The sequence below is a fragment of the Pseudoalteromonas sp. OANN1 genome (assembly GCF_024124685.1).
Taxonomy (GTDB): Bacteria; Pseudomonadota; Gammaproteobacteria; order Enterobacterales; family Alteromonadaceae; genus Pseudoalteromonas; species Pseudoalteromonas piscicida.
This window is the reverse complement of record NZ_JAMXSE010000001.1, coordinates 413,519-435,281: the sequence shown is the minus strand read 5'-3', so window position 1 is coordinate 435,281 and position 21,763 is coordinate 413,519. Positions and strand designations below refer to the sequence as shown.

General features: G+C 43.4%; 19 protein-coding genes. 9 read left to right on the top strand and 10 right to left on the bottom strand.

The features are described 5' to 3' along the window. Positions 1 to 293 precede the first annotated feature (293 nt). The 4 genes from NH462_RS02020 to NH462_RS02005 form a co-directional block, all read right to left on the bottom strand. Positions 294 to 734 (bottom strand): trypco2 family protein, encoded by a 441-nt coding sequence (locus NH462_RS02020; RefSeq protein ID WP_010375886.1) that lies wholly within the window; start codon positions 732 to 734, stop codon positions 294 to 296. Positions 735 to 1,261: 527 nt separating this feature from the next. After that, a complete protein-coding gene (locus NH462_RS02015) occupies positions 1,262 to 1,639 on the bottom strand; it encodes a hypothetical protein (RefSeq protein WP_010375884.1) in 378 nt (125 codons plus the stop codon). 212 nt (positions 1,640 to 1,851) lie between these two features. Next, entirely contained in the window at positions 1,852 to 2,607 is a 756-nt protein-coding gene (locus NH462_RS02010) for a DUF3944 domain-containing protein (protein ID WP_010375881.1), read from the bottom strand. 168 nt (positions 2,608 to 2,775) lie between these two features. Beyond that, positions 2,776 to 3,156, bottom strand: a complete 381-nt coding sequence (locus tag NH462_RS02005; protein WP_248694197.1) for a hypothetical protein — start codon at positions 3,154 to 3,156, stop codon at positions 2,776 to 2,778. A gap of 1,122 nt (positions 3,157 to 4,278) precedes the next feature. Between NH462_RS02005 and NH462_RS02000 the strand changes: the two genes are divergently transcribed. Both NH462_RS02000 and NH462_RS01995 read left to right on the top strand, forming a co-directional pair. After that, positions 4,279 to 5,727, top strand: coding sequence for a RimK family protein (locus NH462_RS02000; protein ID WP_253103500.1), 1,449 nt, complete (start codon positions 4,279 to 4,281; stop codon positions 5,725 to 5,727). Further along, positions 5,727 to 6,836, top strand: a complete 1,110-nt coding sequence (locus NH462_RS01995; RefSeq protein WP_045988367.1) for a GNAT family N-acetyltransferase/peptidase C39 family protein — start codon at positions 5,727 to 5,729, stop codon at positions 6,834 to 6,836. The genes NH462_RS02000 and NH462_RS01995 overlap by 1 nt, the downstream gene beginning before the upstream one ends. A gap of 66 nt (positions 6,837 to 6,902) precedes the next feature. Here the strand turns inward: NH462_RS01995 and NH462_RS01990 are convergent, their stop codons facing one another. Then, entirely contained in the window at positions 6,903 to 8,741 is a 1,839-nt protein-coding gene (locus NH462_RS01990) for a di-heme-cytochrome C peroxidase (protein WP_045964267.1), read from the bottom strand. A 184-nt stretch (positions 8,742 to 8,925) separates the two neighbouring features. Here NH462_RS01990 and NH462_RS01985 point away from each other — a divergent pair, with 184 nt between their 5' ends. From NH462_RS01985 to NH462_RS01965, 5 genes are all read left to right on the top strand, one after another. After that, on the top strand, positions 8,926 to 10,428 hold the full coding sequence (locus tag NH462_RS01985; RefSeq protein WP_253103498.1) for an ethylbenzene dehydrogenase-related protein: 1,503 nt from the start codon (positions 8,926 to 8,928) through the stop codon (positions 10,426 to 10,428). Next, the gene (locus tag NH462_RS01980; RefSeq protein ID WP_253103496.1) at positions 10,425 to 11,096 is read left to right on the top strand and encodes a DUF1566 domain-containing protein; all 672 of its coding nucleotides are present in this window, start codon (positions 10,425 to 10,427) and stop codon (positions 11,094 to 11,096) included. The genes NH462_RS01985 and NH462_RS01980 overlap by 4 nt, the downstream gene beginning before the upstream one ends. 11 nt (positions 11,097 to 11,107) lie before the next feature. Next, a complete protein-coding gene (locus NH462_RS01975; RefSeq protein WP_253103494.1) occupies positions 11,108 to 13,072 on the top strand; it encodes a pre-peptidase C-terminal domain-containing protein in 1,965 nt (654 codons plus the stop codon). Positions 13,073 to 13,328: 256 nt separating this feature from the next. Beyond that, entirely contained in the window at positions 13,329 to 15,056 is a 1,728-nt protein-coding gene (locus NH462_RS01970) for a hypothetical protein (protein WP_253103492.1), read from the top strand. Between the two features lie 88 nt (positions 15,057 to 15,144). Continuing rightward, on the top strand, positions 15,145 to 15,612 hold the full coding sequence (locus NH462_RS01965) for a DUF4920 domain-containing protein (protein ID WP_010375863.1): 468 nt from the start codon (positions 15,145 to 15,147) through the stop codon (positions 15,610 to 15,612). A 3-nt stretch (positions 15,613 to 15,615) separates the two neighbouring features. Here the strand turns inward: NH462_RS01965 and NH462_RS01960 are convergent, their stop codons facing one another. From NH462_RS01960 to NH462_RS01940, 5 genes are all read right to left on the bottom strand, one after another. After that, entirely contained in the window at positions 15,616 to 16,104 is a 489-nt protein-coding gene (locus NH462_RS01960) for a hypothetical protein (protein ID WP_017216263.1), read from the bottom strand. 116 nt (positions 16,105 to 16,220) lie between these two features. Next, complete coding sequence (locus NH462_RS01955) at positions 16,221 to 16,898, bottom strand: hypothetical protein (RefSeq protein ID WP_253103489.1); 678 nt, start codon at positions 16,896 to 16,898, stop codon at positions 16,221 to 16,223. Positions 16,899 to 17,011: 113 nt separating this feature from the next. Then, positions 17,012 to 18,778, bottom strand: a complete 1,767-nt coding sequence (gene phaC / locus NH462_RS01950; RefSeq protein ID WP_253103488.1) for a class I poly(R)-hydroxyalkanoic acid synthase — start codon at positions 18,776 to 18,778, stop codon at positions 17,012 to 17,014. A gap of 62 nt (positions 18,779 to 18,840) precedes the next feature. After that, complete coding sequence (locus NH462_RS01945) at positions 18,841 to 19,188, bottom strand: phasin family protein (protein WP_017216260.1); 348 nt, start codon at positions 19,186 to 19,188, stop codon at positions 18,841 to 18,843. Positions 19,189 to 19,289: 101 nt separating this feature from the next. Then, positions 19,290 to 20,039 (bottom strand): SDR family oxidoreductase, encoded by a 750-nt coding sequence (locus NH462_RS01940; protein WP_253103486.1) that lies wholly within the window; start codon positions 20,037 to 20,039, stop codon positions 19,290 to 19,292. 215 nt (positions 20,040 to 20,254) lie between these two features. Between NH462_RS01940 and NH462_RS01935 the strand changes: the two genes are divergently transcribed. Together NH462_RS01935 and NH462_RS01930 are read left to right on the top strand one after the other, a co-directional pair. Then, positions 20,255 to 20,797: a hypothetical protein gene (locus tag NH462_RS01935; protein WP_010375848.1), complete on the top strand. Its 543-nt coding sequence runs from the start codon at positions 20,255 to 20,257 to the stop codon at positions 20,795 to 20,797. Between the two features lie 115 nt (positions 20,798 to 20,912). Then, on the top strand, positions 20,913 to 21,758 hold the full coding sequence (locus NH462_RS01930; RefSeq protein WP_253103484.1) for a hypothetical protein: 846 nt from the start codon (positions 20,913 to 20,915) through the stop codon (positions 21,756 to 21,758). The last annotated feature ends 5 nt before the right edge of the window (positions 21,759 to 21,763 follow it).

Sequence of the window (21,763 nt, the reverse complement as noted above, 5' to 3'; positions counted from 1 at the left end):
GCTTCGGTGCAAATATGCAGTGGGAATATATAGTGGGTGTCATCGATTTCCTATTTACGAATACTCCTGACTTGGCTTGTTAGCACTTTTTCATTCCCTTTCTACTAAGCCGAGAAATAAATCGCTGACACCCACCTCAGATCGACGTGTTCTAAAAATGCCACTTAAGTTTTAATACTGAAACGTAGTGATAGGTGTCATCTTTTCGCTCTGTTCATAAGCAATGCGTTTCATGTCGCAATCGGCAAAGCATAAAGTCAGTTATTGACGCCATAGTCTCTCGTTATATGCAATTACGCTTCACCCTCTAATTTCCCAGCTACCGGCATAGTAACAACATGAAAATTTATACCATCTGGATCTATAACTTCAGGGTGTGCTTGCAGATATTGCCGAATTGCAACTGCTTGTTCTGGAGTTGATACAGTTATATCGCCGTGGGCTGTGATGCTATTTCCTCCTCCACCACTAAGTAAAGAGGGATTTATCGACTGTCGTATTGGCGAAAACTTAAGAGTGACACAGTGTCTTTGATTTGCTTCGGTTTTGGCCGATAAATCGACAAAAAATTTAAACCCGCCACTTGCTTCGGCCTTTAATCCAAACTCTGTTTGAAGCTCAACTGCATTAAGCGTAAAAAATGGATCATCGTCTTCTTTTTTGTTTTTTACAGCCTCAACCAATTCCTTTTTTACTTCACTAATAAAATCAGCAAGACTAATTTGACCTTTCATAACAACTCCCTTTAGTTTTAATAAATGACCCCAAAACACTTACACATAACGAGCCTGTGGAATTGCTCGTTTTTAATACGTTTTGCATTGTGGTATCAACCTTAGCCGAGTTCCGTGCTTGGTTCAATTGTTTACTCTAAACGTCACTGTCATTTTTTTGCTATGTCTTATAAGGTTGGTCTCTGTTGAATAAATCGCTTAAATCGCTGACACCCACCTAAAGTTTGTGTATTCAAAAGATGACAGCTTCAACTTTGAAGTGCCCTCCCTGTATCGGCAAAAATATGTGATGGATGTCATCTAAAGCTTGTACTGACACCCACCTTAAATTTGCGTGCTTTTTAATCTCACTTTGCCAGTATAGATACAAATAATAGGGGGTGTCACTTATTCCACTAAATCCTAAATCGCTTACACCCACCTCAAATTGGGGTGTTCTAATGTTCTAAAAATGTCATTTAAGTTTTAATACTGAAACGTAGTGATGGGTATCATTGACTCCAGACTTCATGATCGACTCCATGTGCTTACTCCAGTAATCCTTGAGACCACAACGACACAACAACATCCATTTGGCTATTATGAACTTTAGACTCAGAGCCACATGACTGAATCCAAAGTTTTTTGATGTCATTTTGCATATCTGGCTTTTCGTTTAACAGCCTAACAGCCCTTAAAGCATACTGTTTATTTAAAACTGATTTTGTATAGCTTCCTTTGGGCACACCGACGACAAAGCCATTTTCAGCTAAACCTAGAAAAGCGTTTTTTGGACATCCTTTTTTAATGGAAGCAGTACTGTCCTTGAACTCTTTTTCTGCGGCTGTATTCCAAGCTTCAACTGGACAGACTCCAGTTTGAGCGATATGAGTAGCTCCTACAGCAACATCTCCATATTTGCTCATTTGACCTCCTAGCACATAATGCCGCAATATACGGCTAATTTTATTGAAGACTAATCGTTAAAGTTTGTGCTGACACCCACCTAAAGTTTGTGTATCAAAAAGATAACATTTTCAACTTTGAAGTACCTTCCCAGTATCGGTGAAAATATGTGATGGGTGTCATCTGCTCTCTCTTTGTGAATTGATTTCGAACAGGTTGTTATCGATGCGTCTTACGAAAACTCAACTTCTTCAGCTTGTTTTTCATATATATGTTTTTGCCTCAAAACGGATACTTGAATTACGGCAGGGATTGTTACACGGTATGCAGCCCCGGCAACATCAACTGCTGTCCACAAGCCTGTGATAGCCCAACCAATTGGTCCAGTCAAAACCGCCATTGTTCTAGTAAGCGCAGCATTACCTGCGAACGTCAAGCCGCGACCAATTAGAGCTTTAGCTACGGCATTTACGATAATTAGTGTTAGCTGGTATGACTTAAAACCTCCGGCACGGAATACCGCCTGAAAAAGACCAACCATTGCTTCTTTCGTTATACCTGAAGTATTTTCTACACCAGTACTCAATGCCAATTCTTTGAGCTCTTCCGGAGACATTTTTTCAATAGCGTCCTCGAGAATTTTCATTAGCAAATTTTGCTCAATCTTTTCAACACTAGAGTTTTCATTGTAATTTACTTTCATCTTGTCGCAGACATCAGTCAACACTTCCTTATACTCGACGCCTTTACCACCACGTAGGAGAGTCACAAAAGTGTTGGCACCAAAACATTGTATTTCAGCAGCTATTTCTTCCCAGTACATCGAATGATCTGGATAGTGTCTTTTATAGTTTGCATGCTGAGTAAGCTCTTCAGTAAAACGCTCCTCACCATCCTTATCATGAGTTAAACAATAAACTAAGTCACTAAGATCTTCAGATTTAATCGCTCCTAAAAATTCTAAGTCACTATCATATCTATAAGCCATTTTTTTTCCTTTATTACTATTTTACTTACAACAACTAATTTGTACTCCTAACGCCTGTTAGGGGCGGAGTAACGCAATACTGATGCCGCCGCATACAACCTTAAACACTCAGAGCAACTCATAACAAAAAAGCCATGCGTTTCGAATCACTCTCAAACAGTTGTTATGCTATTTTTTGTCCGTAATAGCTTCGACGCCTCGAATAGAGAAACGTTTACTATAATGAGGTGATTTGTATAGAGCTTTGGTTTTTTTCTCAGCGATCGTAATTAACAGTTCCATGGCTTCAGCTAATCCCTCTTCTTTGTATGCTGTTGAAGGTTCATTACTAAATTTCATATCTGGATTTACCGTTATACAAGGCACTTTAGGATGATCGATTTGCTTCAAGTAGGCATAAAAAGCATCTTTTGAAATTACCAGACCAAACTCACGCCACGCATATTTCTTACCCCATAAATAACCATCTGTGCCTTTATGTGTAACCCTTTCGTCGTTTTTCTGCTTGTTAACTGTATGTTTAGCTCTAGAAAACTCTTTTGCATACATATAGGATAACATTGGGTTTACACTGTCTGATTTTGAAATACACGACAAGTCGACGATCTTACGACCATTTTATCCTCACGGAATCCGATGTTGTACCTTTCGCCTTCTTCCATCTCTGCGACACCATTAGCTTCGAACTGATATAAAGTATTCGTCGTTTTCGGCTTAAATGTGTGTAAGAATCGGCCTTCACCGATATGTGTCATTATGTATTCAGTTACAATAACGTCATATATTGTTTTTAAATCTCTTGATTTCATAAATATCCAATAATTTCTATTGACATGTTTAAAATTGCATAACTTTTTTGGCTAAAGTTAGCGAAGAATGAGTGCCAGCCAAGCTTTAGAACCCATTCTTAAGGCGCTTGTTATAGCTACTTATACGGAAACGGTTACTCTAACTGCAACACTGATTACGGACACAACGATTGCAACAACTGAATACTCAACTTTAAATTTCACCGGTGAGGTATTCGAGATCTTTCATTTTTTCATTGTGTGGCAAATTTGTAACAGACTTTTATCATTTATTTTTAACAATTGAAATTACACTGCATTACACATTTGCATTGCTTTCTCTTGACCACGACTCAAGTAACCCTATTGCTCGTATTCTTAACGATTCAAGCGGCTTAAAAATACCTGTCTTGAAATCATCAATAGGGTGGAGCTCTGTCCACTCTCGCTGTTTACTCACGACTTCCCATCAGATGAAATTAAGGCTTATCCTTTAGTGGTCATCTGCTCTCAAATATAGCAACTACAACCAAAGCACTCATTGCTCGTGGTGTTCCTAAGCATGCCTACCGCTTGCTATTTCATCCTTGATATCTGTTTGTAAACACGAGAAATCTTAATCGTTTCAATCAAATCTAATTGTATACGCTTTTGTGATTTTTAACTTATTGAAAATAAATCCTTTTATTCCAACCGCCGACAGCAAGAAAGATTTATCTTGAGAATCAAAATTACTCAATTGCTAAGTGCTATATTTAAGATTACAACTACTCCACTTTAATGTGGGCCCTTGAATTTGCCCACTAACCCTATGTTAAATCGTGGGGTGCCTAAACCATCATGTAATGATGTGCCAACGCATCGCCACCTAAGGATTATTTAGATGCTATCTACTCTATTCGTTGTTGATCAAAATGCAGATGTACTGCCTTTGGCAAATAACGTAGTGACGTTTGAAACGTATTTGCAAGAGTACCCAAAGCTCGGTGAATCAAAACTTCGAGTGATTAATTTATGTGACTGTGACCGTTATTTAAGCCAAGGTTATTACTGCTCTTTACTTGCTGAAGCGCGTAATCACCAAGTACTTCCGAGTCTAAAAGTTATTAACGGTTTACGTGATGGCGATAATGCGTTGTTTTTATCGCAAGCTTGGTTTGATAAGCGTGGGATTGCGATTGCCGATGACGCTGAGCTGATCATTTGTATGGGCGAAACCCAACAGCCTGAGTTTAGTAAGTTGGCGGCGTATTTATTTCAGCAATTTCCAGCGCCTTTACTAAAAGTGACATTACAGCAGCAAGATAAAGGCGTGCGTGTGCAGGTGCAGCGTCGAGACTTTTCGACTCTACAGGTGGCGCAGCTTGAGTTTTGTACTCAAGTATTAGGTCATGTGCATGCCACTCAGTGGAACAAACGTAAGAGTCACAAAAAGTATCGCTGGGATATCGCGATGCTGGTGGACCATGATGAAAAGTTGCCGCCAAGTAACAAAGGGGCGATCAGCCGCTTTGTAAAAGCGGGTGAAAAGCTTGGCATTAAAGTCCATCCATTAGAAGCGGCTGAGTTATACAACTTAGGTCAATACGATGGACTATTTATTCGTGAAACCACAGCGATTGATCACCATACTTATCGCCTTGCGCAAGAAGCAGAGCAAAAAGATTTAGTGGTAATTGATGACCCAAGCTCGATCCTACGCTGTTGTAATAAGGTGTTTTTACATGATGCTTTTAATTACAAGAAGGTGCCAAGTTTAGAAACGCGATTTGTGAGTCAGTGTAATGAACAAGTAATCGATAAACTTATTGCTGAGTTATCGTTACCTATGGTGCTTAAAATGCCTGAGAGTTCGTTCTCAAAAGGCGTATTTAAAGTAAAAACCAAAGAAGAGCTTGGCGAGCGTTTACAAGAGCTGATGAGCGTCTCCGCGATTGTGTTGGCGCAAGCTTACTTATACACAGATTACGACTGGCGTATTGGGGTATTAAATGGCCGTGCGATCTACGCATGCCGTTACCATATGGCACGTAACCATTGGCAAATCTATAACCATGAGTCAAAACGTAATTTCTCGGGTGGGTTTGACACGCTACCAACGTTTGAAGTGCCAAAAGCGGTGTTACGTGCAGCGTTAAAAGCGGCGGCAGTTGTGGGTAATGGTTTGTATGGTATTGATATTAAAGAGCACAACGGCAAAGCCTACGTGCTTGAAGTAAACGACAACCCCAATATTGATCAAGGGGTTGAAGACAAATATCTCGGTGACGAGCTGTACATGCAGGTGATGTCTGAATTTTCAAGACGTCTTGAAGCGAGGGGTAAAAAGTAATGTTGCAAGCCGCGTTGGTGCTTGAAAAGGCGACACTGCAGGATTTGAATTCACTGAATGCGCTGGAGCAAAGCTGCTTTAGTGCAGATAGACTGAGTCGCCGCCAACTCAAGCATTACATCAGTTTTGAACATAGCTTGCTGCTCACTGCAAAGTTAGCAGGGGAACTTGTGGGCTATGGATTGCTTTGGTTGCACCAAGGGACGCGGCTAGCAAGGCTTTATTCATTGGCGGTATCGCCTCATCATCAAGGTAAAGGGATCGCACGCCAATTGATGTCTGAGCTTGAAGTTAGAGCGGGTGAAATGGGCTGGTTATATATGCGTTTAGAAGTGGCTAAACGCAATGACGCGGCCATCGGCTTATATAAACGCATGGGTTATCGTGTATTTGGCGAGTATCAAAACTATTACGCGGATCATGACGATGCGCTAAGAATGCAAAAATGCGTGCGTAAGCTGTCGCAAAAGGCGGTGTTGCACCAAGCTCCTTGGTATCAGCAAACGACAGACTTTACCTGCGGACCGGCGTCACTGATGATGGCAATGGCAAGCATAGATCCAGGCTGTATGGGCGATCAGGCCTTAGAGCTTGAGATATGGCGTGAAGCGACCACCATCTTTATGACCGCAGGTCACGGCGGCTGTCACCCATTTGGATTGGCATTGGCTGCGGAGCGCCGTGGTTTTGCGGCAGAGGTGATGGTGAATACGGCGGGCCCGCTATTTTTAGATGGCGTGAGAAGCGCGCAGAAAAAACAGGTGATGACCTTAGTTCATGAGCAATTCCGTCAAGAGTGTGAATATCGTGATATTGCTATTCATCAAGCCGATGTAAAGCTTGAACAGGTTGAACAATGGTTGTTACAGGGCAGTGCGGTATTGGCTTTGATCAGCACCTACAGACTAAACGGCAAAAAAGCGCCACATTGGGTGCTTATTACGGGGTTGGATGAATTGTGTTTATATCTTAATGACCCTGATGTCGAGGACGATCAAAACCCTATCGACTGCCAGCAAGTACCCATTGCAAGGTCGGATTTTGAAAAAATGATGACGTTTGGCGCAAGCAAGTTAAGTGCGCTGGTGGTGTTGCACGAGTCATTTTAAATAACGTTTTCGGTTATAAGTCAAAGGGCCTGTATTCGGCCCTTTGTTTTTAGTGCTACATGGCGTTTATAGCGTTTTCAAAAACTCAACGATTTGCCATTTTTCATTGTCACTCAAGGTCGTGCCGTAAACGTGACCGCTGTTATCATTGCCCGGCATCACCTCGCCGCTGGCTTTGTTCACTTTGAACTCGTTCATGCCTTGATGAGTAATATAGCCAACATTGATAGGGTCGAATTCGCGACTGCCAACCCAGAAGGTATCTGGGCGCGACTCTGGTGATTGTAGTAGTGACCATAGGTTTGGCACCGAGCCATTATGTAAATAAGGCGCGGTTGCCCAAATTCCATTTAGCGGCCTTGCTTTGTAGACCCCCGCGTCGTAAAAACCATCAACACAATCTTCGTTAGTATTGGGCGTTAACTGTTGTCTATTTGCCAAATAGACTTTGAGGCGCTCTTCAATGGACTTTTTCACGGTGGTTTTCTTACCATCAGGCCCGGTGCGCTCTGCTATTAAGCCCGCTTCGATTGCTTTGATGGGATCTTTTAGCACTAGACCCACCACGCCATTTACTGGGATATCGATAGCGCTATCCACTGCTTGGAATTTGTCTCCCGCGATAATGTCGGTTTTTGTGCCTTCCAAGAACAGTGTTTTTGCCATGTGGCAGCTTGCGTTATTAGACATAGTCGGATCGGTACCTATCTCTTTTACCGGTACTTTTACTGCTTCGTAATCCTTGAGTAAGTTTTTGCTATCAATGAGTTGGTGGCAGTTGGCACAATTTGCTTGGAATAGCATTTTTCCTTGTGCCGCCTTATTGGTGTCAATCCCCGGAAGGTATTGCTCAGGCCAAGCTGGTGGCAGAAGTGTTTTTACCCAGGCTTCTAGTTGCCCTAACGCATGCATGTCTACCGTTGAGCTATATCGAGCATGTTTTCCCCAAACGCGCTGCCAAACCGGTGCTTCTTCAATGGATAACGAACCAAACACACCGACAACTTCACCAATGTTGCGTACTAATGGGCCGACCACAGGAATATTGGGGGCGGAAGCATTCCACTGCACAACATTTGACTGGTGCGTCCCCCATAAAAATGGATAGGAGACGGGCGCGGTGGGCGCATTTTTATTGTTAAGGTCGTCAAGCGCAAATGCCGTGCCGGCGTTTTGTATATTGCCAAATGCATCAAGTCGAGCATAGCTAGTAAAATCGTCTGGATAGTCTTCGGGCAAGTCATTAACGGTTTGTCGCTCGGCGGTTGCAAGCGCCACATGCTTGAGATCGTCTCGTAGATCATCAATCAATTCTTGCGATGCCCCTTCTTTTAATACGCGCATCGCGAAACGGCTAAACTTTTGATTATCGTTAAGGGTCGCTTCTAACGCGGCATTTAGGCGGCTAAAGAAGAGTACAAAGTTGGCGAGGGTGGGCGCACCTTCTACCAAGATTTTTGTGCCATTATAGTCAATTTGGTTAGTGTGACATGCGGCACAGGTCATCCCGACCCAAGCTTGTCCCGTGGTTTGATTGTTATGCACGGCAAAACCGATGGGCAAGCCTGAAGGGTTATTGGCGGCGGTTTTACTGGGCAGGTAGCGCAGCATTTCCATATGTTCGCTATCGCGAAAGAGCTTTTTACTGTTGGGTTGCTCTAACCAAGTAAACCAAGTATAGGGAATGATTTGTGACCCTTGGCCTGTAAACCAAAAGTCTTGCCGAAGTTTATCTGACCACCCTTGATTGAGCCAAACTCGCTCAGGCACTTGACCAGATTCTGCAACCGGGTCGAGCGTTTCTTTTGGCACTGAAGGTTTTTTACTTGGTGAGCTACAACTTGCGAGAAACAATGTGCAAGCCACTGCCGCACTTACATATTTTATTACTAGTCTATTGTTCATGTTGAACTGTCCGTGACGGTGGAAGTACCAACTACCTTAGTACAAACTAATTAACAATCAAGTTACACGACATTACACGTGCCGCTAATTCACAAGATGAGAAAGTCTCATCTTTCCAAATATGAAATATTTATGTAAATTTATTTGTTTACACTAAATTTACTTTATTTGTTTGGGAGCGGTTGTGCGTCGAAGTAGTTTTGCCATTTTTCATGTTATGGCGGTCATAGTTATCTTGGTTGGGTTACTGACAGGTCCTCGTTTGGGCATTATCAATCATGATTTTCTTACGTTTCTTTCGCCTTTGCTTCCCCAAGGCGCGTTGCTGTCAGTGCATGTGTTATTTGGTTGCTTACTCACCTTGATTGCGATTGTTTTTACTGTGGCAACCATTCGCACACCGTTTCATGGCGCACCAAGCAAGTTTGATAAAGCCGTTAACTACTTTGGGTATCTTGTTATCGTGCTGAGTATAGCCACAGGTTGGTTACTTTGGCTCAATCCAGAGAGTCTAAGTCTAGTCATTCATGGGTTATCAGCGACAGGCATTTTTTTGTATTTGGTGTTACATGGCATAAAGCACACCGTGTTTAAGGGTAAGCAAGTACTGAGCGTATTATTGCCTAGAAACGCGCTTATTTTACTCAGTTGCAGTGTTGCCCTGGTGTATTTTTGCGGCCTTGGCATAAAGCTTATTGTTGCAGAGCAGCATTTACGGCTAGAAGTTGCGCCGCTATCAAGGCAAAGCCACCTTGAAATAGACGGTAAAGGAGACGAGCCGGAATGGTTGCGTGCTAAGCCTATTAAGTTAACTACATTTGGTGGTGCAAACTTCTTGGATGGGAGTAGTGAGGTCGAAATAAAAGCGTTGAGCAACCATGATGAAACCTTTTTTCTGATCCGCTGGCAAGATCCGACCGAAAGCCTAGAGCATCTGCCGCTGGAAAAAACCTCGAACGGTTGGCAAGTACAAGAAAATGGCTTTTATCGCTTTGACGAGCGCACTTATTATGAAGATAAGTTTGCCATTATGCTATCGACTACCTGTGAACTAGGAGGTGATGGCACCGTTCAATACGGCGATGCGCCGCTTGCAGGCAAGCCCCGTAACTGGCATGGCAAGGGCTATCATGCAAGTACGGACGGCCGCACGCGAGATTTATGGCACTGGAAAGCGCTGAGAACCAATGACATGTACTTGGCCGATGATAATTTTTTTGGGCCGCCTCAAAGCGTTGCACTTGGGCAAAGACGCTACACCGCAGGGTATCAACCTGATAGCAAAGAAAGCGGTGCTTATGTGATGAACTGGCGCTGGTACTCACCGACTGAGGTTACGCCAAAGCGAATACCAATCCCATCGCCAGATATCACTGAGCGCAAAGTCCTTGATTGGTTTGCCAGCGAAACCTACAACCCACAACGAGACATGGCGAAAATTGGCGAACAGTTACCGTCCGTGTTGTACCGTTCAAATCGCTTTGAGGGAGATAGAGCCGATGTTAGGGCTAGGGGAGAGTGGCACGATGGTTATTGGACGCTAGAGCTGGTACGTAAACACCAAACGCATTCTACCCTTGATGTTGAACTGCGCTCTGGTGTTTGCATGTGGGTCTCCGCATTTGATCACGCGCAAATCGCGCATACTCGTCACCACAGAGCGATTCAATTGAGGTATATGCGATGACCGTTGCCTCACGTTTAATACTTAGTTTAGCGATTGCCGCTGTGGCGATGAGCTACTTGTTATTCAGCGCATCTGAGCGAGAGACTCCAACTCACGCACGCTTTATTAAAGTCACCAATGACATGCAGTTTTTGTCTGTATGGCAGGGTCCTTGGCATTGTGTCTATGACAAAAAGCTTAATCTGATCTGGGAAGTAAAACGAGATGATGAGTCTATTCACGATGGCTATTGGAGTTACTCTTGGTATGACGGTCAATTTGGTTATGCTGATCAAGGTGATTGTTATTTCGAAGCATCCCACTGCGACAGCCAAGATCTGATCCGTAAAACTAACCAAGCTAGATTATGCGGTAGTGCCGAGTGGCGTTTACCTACACCTGATGAGCTGCGCTCTTTAATTCAAACGCCAAATAGTCCCGGAAAGCCCCATATCGCAAGTGATTTTTTCCCACACATTAAAAATGGTGACTATTGGAGTAGTGAGGCTGGTGTGCCGTTACCCAAGTCGTTTAAGCGTGAAAAGTTAGGGGCAACAGCTGTGAATTTTCACTCTGCAGAGACGCTTTCGCTCCCTTATGCAAACGCCGCATTTGTCATGTTGGTGGCTACGCCGTCAATACCACTCTCATTGGCTCAAAGTCGTGCTGAGCCTGTTACTCTAAACTAGGAACCAAGGAAATGAAATATACTCAAATGGCAACTTTTGTGGTTGCAGTTGGCCTATCTTGTAGCAGTTTTGCTGCGAGTGACTACCATCGTCTTGTGTGGGACACCAGTCCAAGCACTTCAGCAACAATAGGATTTACACCCACATCAGGCACTAATCATATTGTTAAATATGGCAGCACAACGGATGAGCAGAGCTGGCAAAGTGCTGCGGTCAGCGCAACGCATACCTTTGACGGTGGCCTCTCAAGTTCATTTGTGAAATTAACCGGTTTAACCCCAGATAGTGCGGTTTATTATCGTGTTTGTGATTCACAAGGTTGCGGTCAGCGTTTGTGGTTCAGAACTGCGCCGCAAATGGCATCAGGGATCACTGCTGTAGCTGGTGGTGATACGCGCACGGGTTGGACAACACGCCGTAAAGGCAATGAGTTGATCGCTAAAATTCGACCGCTATTTATTATGCATGGTGGCGATTACACCAATGCAAACTCCGTTTCTGAAATGCGTGAGTACTTAAAAGATTGGCAATTAACCTTTTCGGATGATTTGATAGATGGCCTTGCATACAAGCGAATTTATCCATTTGTAGCAACACATGGCAATCACGAAGACGATAACTACAAAACGCTATGCGAAGTATTTGGCGTCGATTATGACCAAGATGGTGCGTGTACAGCAAAAGATACCTATGGTGCTTTTAACGTGGCGGGGCTTTTAAGGGTTTATACCTTAAACAGCCAATTTAAAAATAGTGGCTGGTCGAGCTATGCTACGGCGATGAACAATTGGCTGAAAAGCGACTTACAGTCTCAGGGCAACAGCGCAACGTGGCGTATCGCTCAGTATCACAAGCCGATGTATCCTCACTATTCTGGTAAGTCAGACAACACCATATTACACACTTGGTGGGCACAAGACTTCTATAATAATGCGATGAACTTAGTGGTAGAGTCCGATACTCATATCAATAAACTGACTTACGCACTAACGCCTACCAGCAATGGCTTCACTGCAACGACCCAAGGCGGCACCGTATATGTGGGGGAGGGAAGCTGGGGGGCACCGGCTAGAAGCGCCAATGATCCAAAAAGCTGGACTATCGACCTTGCGAGTATTCAACAGTTTAAAGTGTTGAGTGTGACAAACGATAAGCTCATTGTTCGAACTGCTGAGTTTTCAAGTAATGCAACCGCGTTATCTAAAGCGCAGCGAGATGCCGATCCGCTCGCGTTACCTATGAATATGACATGGTGGTATGCCGCAGAAATTGGTGATGAACTGAATCTGATCAAAGCAAGCAATAATCTATCTGTGATAGAAACTCCCATTGTTGAGCCGCCAGCTGCAATTGAACTTATCAGTGGTCAAACACAAGCGAATGTCACAGGTGCTAAGTCTTCTCAGGCACTTTATTACATTGATGTGCCAGCAGGAGCAACGCAGCTAAAAGTTGAAACGGCGGGCGGCAGTGGGGATGTAGATATGTATGTGCGCTTTAATGCGGATCCGACGACACAAAACTACGATTGTCGGCCCTATAAATCAGGTAATAATGAAGTCTGTACAATTACTCCAGTACAAACAGGTCGTTACTATGTCATGCTTGATGGCTATGAGAGTTATTCAGGCGTTGCGCTAACGGCTACGGTTTATACTGATACTCCTCCAGATCAAGGTAATAGCCAGCAATGGTTAGATCAATCCGCCAGTAAAGGTCAGTGGCAGTATTATACTTTTGACGTGGCACAGGGAACACAGAGCCTGCAAGTAAAGGCATCGGGTGGTACTGGAGATGCTGATTTATATCTGCGTTTTGGTCAACAACCAAATAGTAATACCTACGAATGTCGGCCTTATGAAAATGGCAATAATGAAACGTGCACAATCACCAATCCAAATGCGGGAACATGGCATATTGGGCTCTATGGTTACGCCGCTTTTTCAGGGTTGACTCTACAAGCAGAAAGTCAATAATTCTGTAAATGAGAGCTTGGTGGTTATTTGTGTAACGATCAAGCTCATTTTAAAACTGACCGAATATTGAGAGTAACTTGACCATTCACAATTAATGGAATTGAGACAATAATCGAGGTACAATACCGCTGCATTTTTGGGCATGCAATTGTCTTTATGCAACGACCTCTGACGCGCGCAATCGTTGCGGTTCGTAGGGAAGAATAAATTTACCACGTATTTGGCTATGTACCGTGGTGATAACAAGGAATCAATTATGAATACAAAACTTCTCGTTGGCTTAGGTGCGGTGGCTATTGCCGTTGGTGCTTATGTAACCACTCAATCATCTTCTTCAAGCATTACGATGGAACAACTGGAATATGTTCCGGCTGATACCGCTGTATTTTGGGGGCAATTAACGCCTTTTGAGCAGCAAAAATATTTATCTTTTATGCCTGAATCGCTTAGAAAAGTACAAAACCTTGAAGAAGTAACTGGGCTGCTTAGAAAAGAAAATGACAAACATCTGAATTTTCTGGCGACGTTATTAGAGCAGTACAATCTAGCGATGACATCCCCTGAGCAAATGAAAGCTATCTTAGGTATGGGTGAGACAGTTAGAAGTGTATTCTACACCGTTGGTTTGTTACCGACACTGCGTTATGAGCTTGCAGATCCTGAAGCTTTTCAGCGCACGATAAAAATGGCTGCAAAAGATGCCGAAATCACATACCAAGAAGATACGCTTGATGGCGTCGCATTAACGCGTTATCAGCTTGAGTTCGCGCCAGAAGCTAAAATTGAGCTTATCACATCCGTGCAGGGTCAATGGGTAACGACGACATTTAACACGCCAATTAACACCGAAGCAGATTTAAAAGTCGCTTTGGGTATTGCCAAACCAACCCAGTCACTGGCGCAATCTGGCAAACTTGAGCAATACAATACGCAGTTCAGTTTTGATGGTTCGTCAATTGCGTTTCTGAACCATGTGGCCATCGTCGATGGCATTACTGCAAATAAGCAGTCCGATTTGACTCGTATGTTAGATAACCTATTGCAGCTAGGTGGTGGTACTGAGAAATTAGCAGCGGTACGTGCTCCTGAGTGTCAGGCGGACTACAGTGAAATCGCCAATCTGTGGCCAGCAACGGTATTGGGTACCAAGAATATTCAATTTACTAATTCTGCAATCGACTTTGAAGTTGATACTGTGGTGGTGGGTAAAGATGCCGAACTGATGAAAGCGCTTGGGTCGATCCGTGGCTTTATTCCTGCCCACGTCACCAACGGTGAAGAGAAAGTACTAGGGTTTGGCTATGGTGTTGATGTTGCAAAAGTTGCGCCGCTTGTAAACACCCTTTGGGGCCGCTTTACTAAAGCTGAATTCAAGTGTTCTGAACTCGTTGCGCTACAGCAGCAAGCGAAACAAAACAGTCCAATGGCTATTGCGATGATGACAGGCATGGCGAACTCGGTTAAAGGCGTGAGTGCATCCGTTTTTGATCTTATTATGGAGCCAAACGACCAAGGCATGCCAGAACCTAAAACGTTTGATGCTCTAGTCACATTGTCTGCCGAAGATCCTTTAGTACTTGTTAATACGATAAAAGGGCTTGCACCTATGCTGGGTCAAATTCAAATCCCAGAAGATGGTACTCCGGTTTCAATTAACCAGTATATTCCATCTCCACAGCCTTTAGATGTAGATATTAAACTAGCAGTTAAAGGCGATCACTTGGTATTGTTTACGGGTGAAAAGGCGACGGTTATTGCTGAGAAAATGGCAAACCAAGCGCTAGAAACTAATGGCATGACGCATTTCAGCATGGATATGCAAGCGTTTTTAGCACCAATGTTAGAAGCGGCAAAAGCGACGGATCTCACTATAACTGATAGTATGGATGCAGTTTTACAGCAAAATATGGTGTTTGAGTTTAGTATGGATGTTGCAGATCATGGCCTTGTATTTGGCACTGATATGAAGCTGAAAAAACTATAACGAGCAAAAACCAAAATGATGTTAAAAATGCCGACTTTAAGTCGGCATATTTGTTTATACTGGCTGTAATTTTTGAGAAGGAGGTTTTATGAAATTACAAAATAGGTTGCTGCTGATGTTGGCATTGCTTAGTACTATATCTTATGCAAGTGATACTCAGTTTGGCGGTGGTGCAGACATGAGTAAGCTCGTTGCGGGCAAAGACGTATTGAAAAATACTGAGCAGTTTGTGGGGAGTCAGATCACGCTGTCGGGTGAGGTGGTCAAGGTGTGTAAAAAGCGTGGTTGTTGGATGACACTGAAAGTAGATAACGGCGAGGAAATAAACGTAAAGGTACGGGATGGCGATATGGTTTTTCCAATGTCCGCCATTGGAAAGCAAGCCTATGCGACTGGAATACTTGAGCAGTTCGAGTTAGACATTGAGAAAACGAAGCGTTATTTGGCTCATAGAGCACATGAAAACGGTGAAGTGTTTGATGCAAGCAAAGTCACTGAGGGAATGAATCTAGTTAGGCTCAAACCGGACTCAGTAACGATTTTAGAAGCGCAATAAAAGCTATTTCACAAGTACGGCGTACTCGAAGTTTGTGCGCTGTGAATTTGGGCTGATCACTACTTGGTAAGTGTCAGCGCCAAGCATCACATAATTCACCTTACCCACCTTGAGCGGTTTTGGTGTGCTATCTAAATCCATTATCCAGACACCAGTTTCTGTATCCGGAGCCAAGTTTATTAAGGTTCTTCCTGCGTTATTTGGAATATATAAAGCGGCATTGCTACTTTTACCCCAAATCGCTTTGAGTTTGTGGTTTTCCGACACCAACGTGTAATCCGCAGGACCGGAAGGGCGCATATCGGTCTGACGTTTGATTTCACATTGTTCACATTGAATTGAGGGAGCTGACAGGTGCGTTTGCAGCTGCCCATCAAAAATGATGCCTTCTGAGGCGATTCTCCACAAAGATTGACCTTCGCCCAGCTGGTGGCATCCCGACATCAGTAAGGCTGAAAATAGCAGGCTGTAATGTTTGTTGAAAATAGGCACCGGATCACCAAAAGAAAACTAGTTAAACCGGTACAAATAGTAGCTAATCTTTGGCGCCAATATAAGGCCTTAACGTTAACGAATGTAAAAGGCCGCATCCTAGAAATACTTTGTGTTTAACTACTACAGCCGCTACCGCAACTTGAACCACTACTACAACTTGAGTTTGAAGAGCTTGAGGAAGTGCTGCTGTCGCCACTGTCCATTGACGTACACCCGATGTGCCCGGCATAGGTTGTGCTGCTGGAGTCGCCTTTGGCAATGGGCTCTCGAAAATCAGTTGCCGAGTAGTAATAGCCATTTGGGATGTTAAGTAAGGCATCCAGTGCGAATAATATAGGTAAAGTAGCTGGCCTGCGCGGAGATATTCCTTCGATGCTACAGCAGGCTCTCCATGTTTTACGCAAACTGAGTTGAGCTTTGTTTTTCCCTTTCATTGCCTCAGATGGACAATGGTGTAAGAAACGGTCAAAAGCCTGGTAGCAAAAGGAATGATACTCTTGTGTGTGTAAAATAAATTCATGCCACAGCGCATCGACAACCTGAGAGGGCATAGCCAAGGATTGATCTTCGAGCAATAAGTTCGCGTGAAAAAACTGCTTAAGGCCTAGCTCAACCTGTGTCAGTTGCTCATTGGTAAGCTCAGGGTAATGGTGGCTGAGTTTGGGCCTTAAATGTGTGAGGTTGTAATCTTGAATAAAACTACGTCTACGTGCCGTCGTTTTTACTTTTTGATATTGTAATACGCCAACAAAGGCTACGAACGCCGCAACAAGTATAAGAAATCCAATCATGTTATTTCCCTATATTTTTGCGTCCTAGACTGACCGAATGTATAGAATGTGTCAATAACGGGAAATATTAGAAGCAAGATTTCTTGCCTCTAATTGATTTGATTGTAAGTTTCTTAAATACTCTGTTTGACGTATTCTCCGGGGGCATCGTAAATCCCCGGTTGTTCATCACTTTGTGCGGCACGGGCTGGGACTTGCTCTGGGTTTATTTGATGTAACCACTGTGCCCAATGGGACCACCATGACCCGCTTTCATGCTTTGCCGAGGCCAGCCACTCAGCGGGGTTTTCTTGGTCTTGTCCATCAAACCAATAACCATATTTGTTTGCATTTGGCGGGTTGACCACACCAGCAATATGGCCAGACTCACCAAGCACAAAGGTGAGCGGGCTGCTGAGTTTTTTGGCTCCTTCAAAAGTGCCTTGCCACAGTGCAATATGATCGTCACGGGTAGAGAGAAAGTAGACAGGTTGCTTTACTTTACTGAGGTCAATTTTAGTGCCACGAATACTGACAGATTTGTCTTCAATAAGCTGATTATTGAGATATAAGTCTCGTAAAATAAAGTTGTGGCAGGCCGCTGTTAGGTTCGTGCTATCACTATTCCAGTAGAGTAAATCTAAGTCGGCGGGCGCTTTGCCTTTGAGGTAGTTATTGACGAAGTAATTCCAATACAAGCTGTTTTCTCTCAGCATACTAAAAGAAGTACCGAGCAAGTGCCCAGACATCACGCCATTTTGATTATTATACTGCTCTAGCGCATTAATGGTGGGCTCATTGATAAATGCGCCAAGTTCTCCAGGCTGCGAGAAATCTAAAATCGTAGTTAGCAAGGTTGCACTTTTTACTCTTTGCTTGATGCGCTTAGCAGCAATATAGGCCATACACGTAGTGAGTAGAGTACCGCCGATACAATAACCCACAGTATGGATTTGAGTTTCGCCTGTTTGCTTTTCAGTTTGCTCTAAAGCACATAACACACCGTCGACGACATAGTCGTCAAACGCAATATTTGCCATGCTTGGATCTGGGTTTTTCCATGACATCATTAACACAGTATAGCCTTGCTCAAGTGCCCATTTAACCATGGAATTATCAGCTCTCAAGTCCAAAATATAGTATTTATTAACAAATGGCGGCACGATAAGCAGGGGAGTCTTGTATACTTGCTCCGTTGTTGGATGATATTGGATCAATTCAAACAGGTGGTTTTGGAATACCACTCTTCCCGGTGTACAAGCTAGGTCTTCTCCAAGTGTATACGCATTTTCATTGGTCATGCTGACTCGGAGCATTTCAGTGCTTTTGGCTAAATCTTTTTTTAAGCGCGCCAGTCCATCGAATAGGTTCTGCCCGTTACTTTCTAGCGTCAGCTTGAGTAATTCAGGGTTGGTTGAAACAAAGTTGCTCGGCGATACTGAATTAACGGACTGTCTTGCAAAAAACGCTAATCGCTCTTTAAGTTTTGGGTCGAGACCTGGGGTATTTTCAATGGTGTTTTGTAGTGATTGTCCAAACCAAAGATAGCTTTGTTTAAGGTAGTTAAACCAAGGATTGTCCTGCCAATCTGGGTCTATAAAGCGTTTGTCTCCACGCTCAGGGCTAATAATGTCTTCTTTCTCATCAATCGTTTGTGGCATAAAACTGTTTTGAAAAATTGCAAACTGAGTTTGCCACCACGCATTTTGCTGTTTAATAAAGGTTTCTGGTTGCTGATTGAGTGCACTGAGCCAACTTTGTAAGTCGGCTTGGTTTTGCTCATTTAATGCATTTTGTAATGGATTCTCTTTACCAAAATTTGTCGCTGCGAGCTGCCACAATTCTTGGTTATATTGCCACCACGCAGTTAACCCTTGCTCAATATTTTCTTGAGTGCCCATACAGGTAGATCCTTTGTGTTGTTTGAACGGGTAAGGCGACCTAAGCCGCCCAAAATTGCAGGTTATTGCGCTTTCGCTGTTTTTAGCGTTTCTTTACCAAGAGATTCTAAGCTGTCTTTAAATTCTTGACCTAACTGAGAAAGCTTTTGACCATCTTGGATCATCTGTTGGCTTAGTGCGTTTAACGCGTTCAACTGACTTGCGTTAAAATCCATCATAGATTTTGCATCTTTGATTTCAGTCGCTTGCTTTAGCTGCTCAATGGATGTTTTAGTGATCTGTTCAGCCGAGTGCAGCTGAATTTTAGATAGTGCTTCGATGTTTTTTGCCACGATTTGGTTAAACTGTACCGCTGGTGCAAAGAATTGCTCAGTTTGTTCGTTGAATGTTTTGAATAAATCGCTGTACATGGTCTTTTCCTTGTTATCGATTAAGTTAACACAATGGATGATAGTGAATAGTTGGCACCACCGAACATCAGGTACAGCTCGCTCCCTCAGTGGTACTTAGGTTATTGCATGTATAGGCCGCCATTGAGCGACAGGGTTTCGCCAGTAATGTAACCGGCTTCTTTTGATGCTAAGTAAGCAACTGCAGCTGCAACTTCGTCAGGCGTGGCTAAACGCTGCATCGGTACTTGTGCTTTTATGCTATTTAATACGTCTTCACGCATGGCGCTCACCATAGGCGTTTCTGTGTAGCCTGGTGCTACTGCATTGACGGTGACACCGCTTCTCGCACCTTCATAGGCTAGCGCCTTAGTAAAGCCAATCATGCCCGCTTTCGCAGCGGAATAATTTGCCTGCCCAAATTGACCTTTTAGGCCATTAACGCTAGAGATATTAACGATACGACCTTGCTTATTAGCGCACATTGCCGCAAAGACCGGGTTGGTCATATTAAAAAGGGAATTTAGATTGGTGTTGATCACCTCGCTCCATTGCACGTGGGTCATTTTTTTAAACGCTGAGTCGCGTGTGATCCCGGCGTTGTTTACGAGTAAATCGATATTACCAAATTCTTGTAGGACTTGAGTCATCGCTGTGTGGCACTGCTCAGCATTAGTCACATCCAAGAATAGAGGTTTTACTGCCGCTGGATTGATTTGTAGCGTGTTAAGCCAGAGATCAAAGTCGGCCTCATTACGCCTTTCGCTTGCTATCGCGACAACAAAAAAATCTTTTTCAATGAGTGTTTTCGTAATAGCAGAACCAATACCACCGAAGGCACCAGTTACTACCGCAATTTGCTTGTTTTCCATAACGCTCCCGCGAAAAAAGAGGCTATACCAACATACTTCCTAGCCGAGTTAGCTTATCGAGTATTTTTGCTGGTATTTATGACAAATTGGTCGCGAGTTGATGTCAGTTTGAAGACAGCGGAAACGAAATTAGGAACGCACAACGTAAATTTAATTAAGTTTTATCCAGTTTTTCCGATATGTATAGCAAACAGTATCTATCCCAAGGAGTGAAAATGGATATTCAAATACATCAAGGTGGCTTACCACCGCTAAAGCAACAGACTGAATTGAAATCACAAGGCTCGGCTCAAGTTGCTTCCAACCAGCTAAAAACGAAATCACCAAGCGATGCGGAAGAAAAGCCAGAGGTGCCCGCGATGCTCTCCAAAGAGCTTGATGATGAAGCAGCTGGTTATAAGGAAGATAACCCTGTATTTAAAGAGGATTATGAAAACTTAGAAAAGGCAATGGACCTTATTCAAGCGCAAATTCGTAAACTCCAAGAAAGAATTAATAAACTGATGCAATCCCAAGAGCAGCGCTTTCTAAAAGTCGAACAACACCCAGACGCGACTAATGATGAGCAGCAAGCTTTAATCGAACACGTAGGCAGTAAAAAGTACCGTGACCAAACAAAAGTGGATGAAGTGGAAGTGCTTGAAGAGCAGCTCTCTGAATTTAAACAGCAAGAAGCGGAGCTTCGCATCCAGATGTTAAAGATGATTTTGGCGGAGCGAGAGCGGTTAGAAGAGCTTAAACGCAAAGGAAAACGGTAGAAATCAGATAAAGGTCATTAATAAATCATCAGAAATTCAAGAGAATTTTGCTGAAATTGTTACCTTACCCACTCTCAAAAAAATAATCTCTAACCGAAGAAAGTGAGTAATAAAAATGAAAATAAACATTGGTTTAGCGCTGTTGATGATATCAATGTCTGCTAAGAGTTTCGCGCAGCTTAGATCCGGTCCTTATCTTGGCCAAACACCTCCTGGGGACACACCTCAAGTATTTGCGCTTGGCACGGTGTCAACAGAGCACAGAGATCACAATGCGTTTTTCTCCCCGGACATGAAAACCTTTTATTTTACGCGAAAGGATCTGAACGTGAACCGTTGGAGTTTAATTGCATACGAGCAGCGAGGTGAACAGTGGCATGATACGGTTGTTGGTCCAAGAGTTGGCAGGCCATTATTAGCACCAGATGGCGTGACCATGCATATGGGTAAATATGTTATGACACGTCAAGAGGGGAGCTGGTCTGAAGCCAAAAGTCTAGGCCCTATGTTTGATAAAGAAAGCTGGGGGATCATGCGGTTAAGTGCATCTGCGAGTGGTACGTATGTGTTTGACGATTATAAAAGTGGCGATGTTATTAGGATCTCTGAGGTGAAAAACGGTCAGCGCCAACGACCGGTTAAATTAGGTCCTGAAATTAACACTGGCCTTTATAATGCACATCCATTTATCGCGCCCGATGATTCTTACATTATATGGGACGGGGTTCGAGATTCAGGGTTTGGTAACTCGGATCTTTATATTAGCTTCCGCTTGAAAGACGGTAGTTGGGGCGAAGCGATTAATTTGGGAGACAAAGTGAATACCAGTGCGCGGGAGGCGTCAGCGAGTGTCACGCCCGATGGTAAATATTTGTTCTTTAACCGTACCACACCTTCACGAGATGCTGATATTTTTTGGGTTGATGCTCAGGTAATCGAAACGCTAAGACCTGCTAATTAACTTAT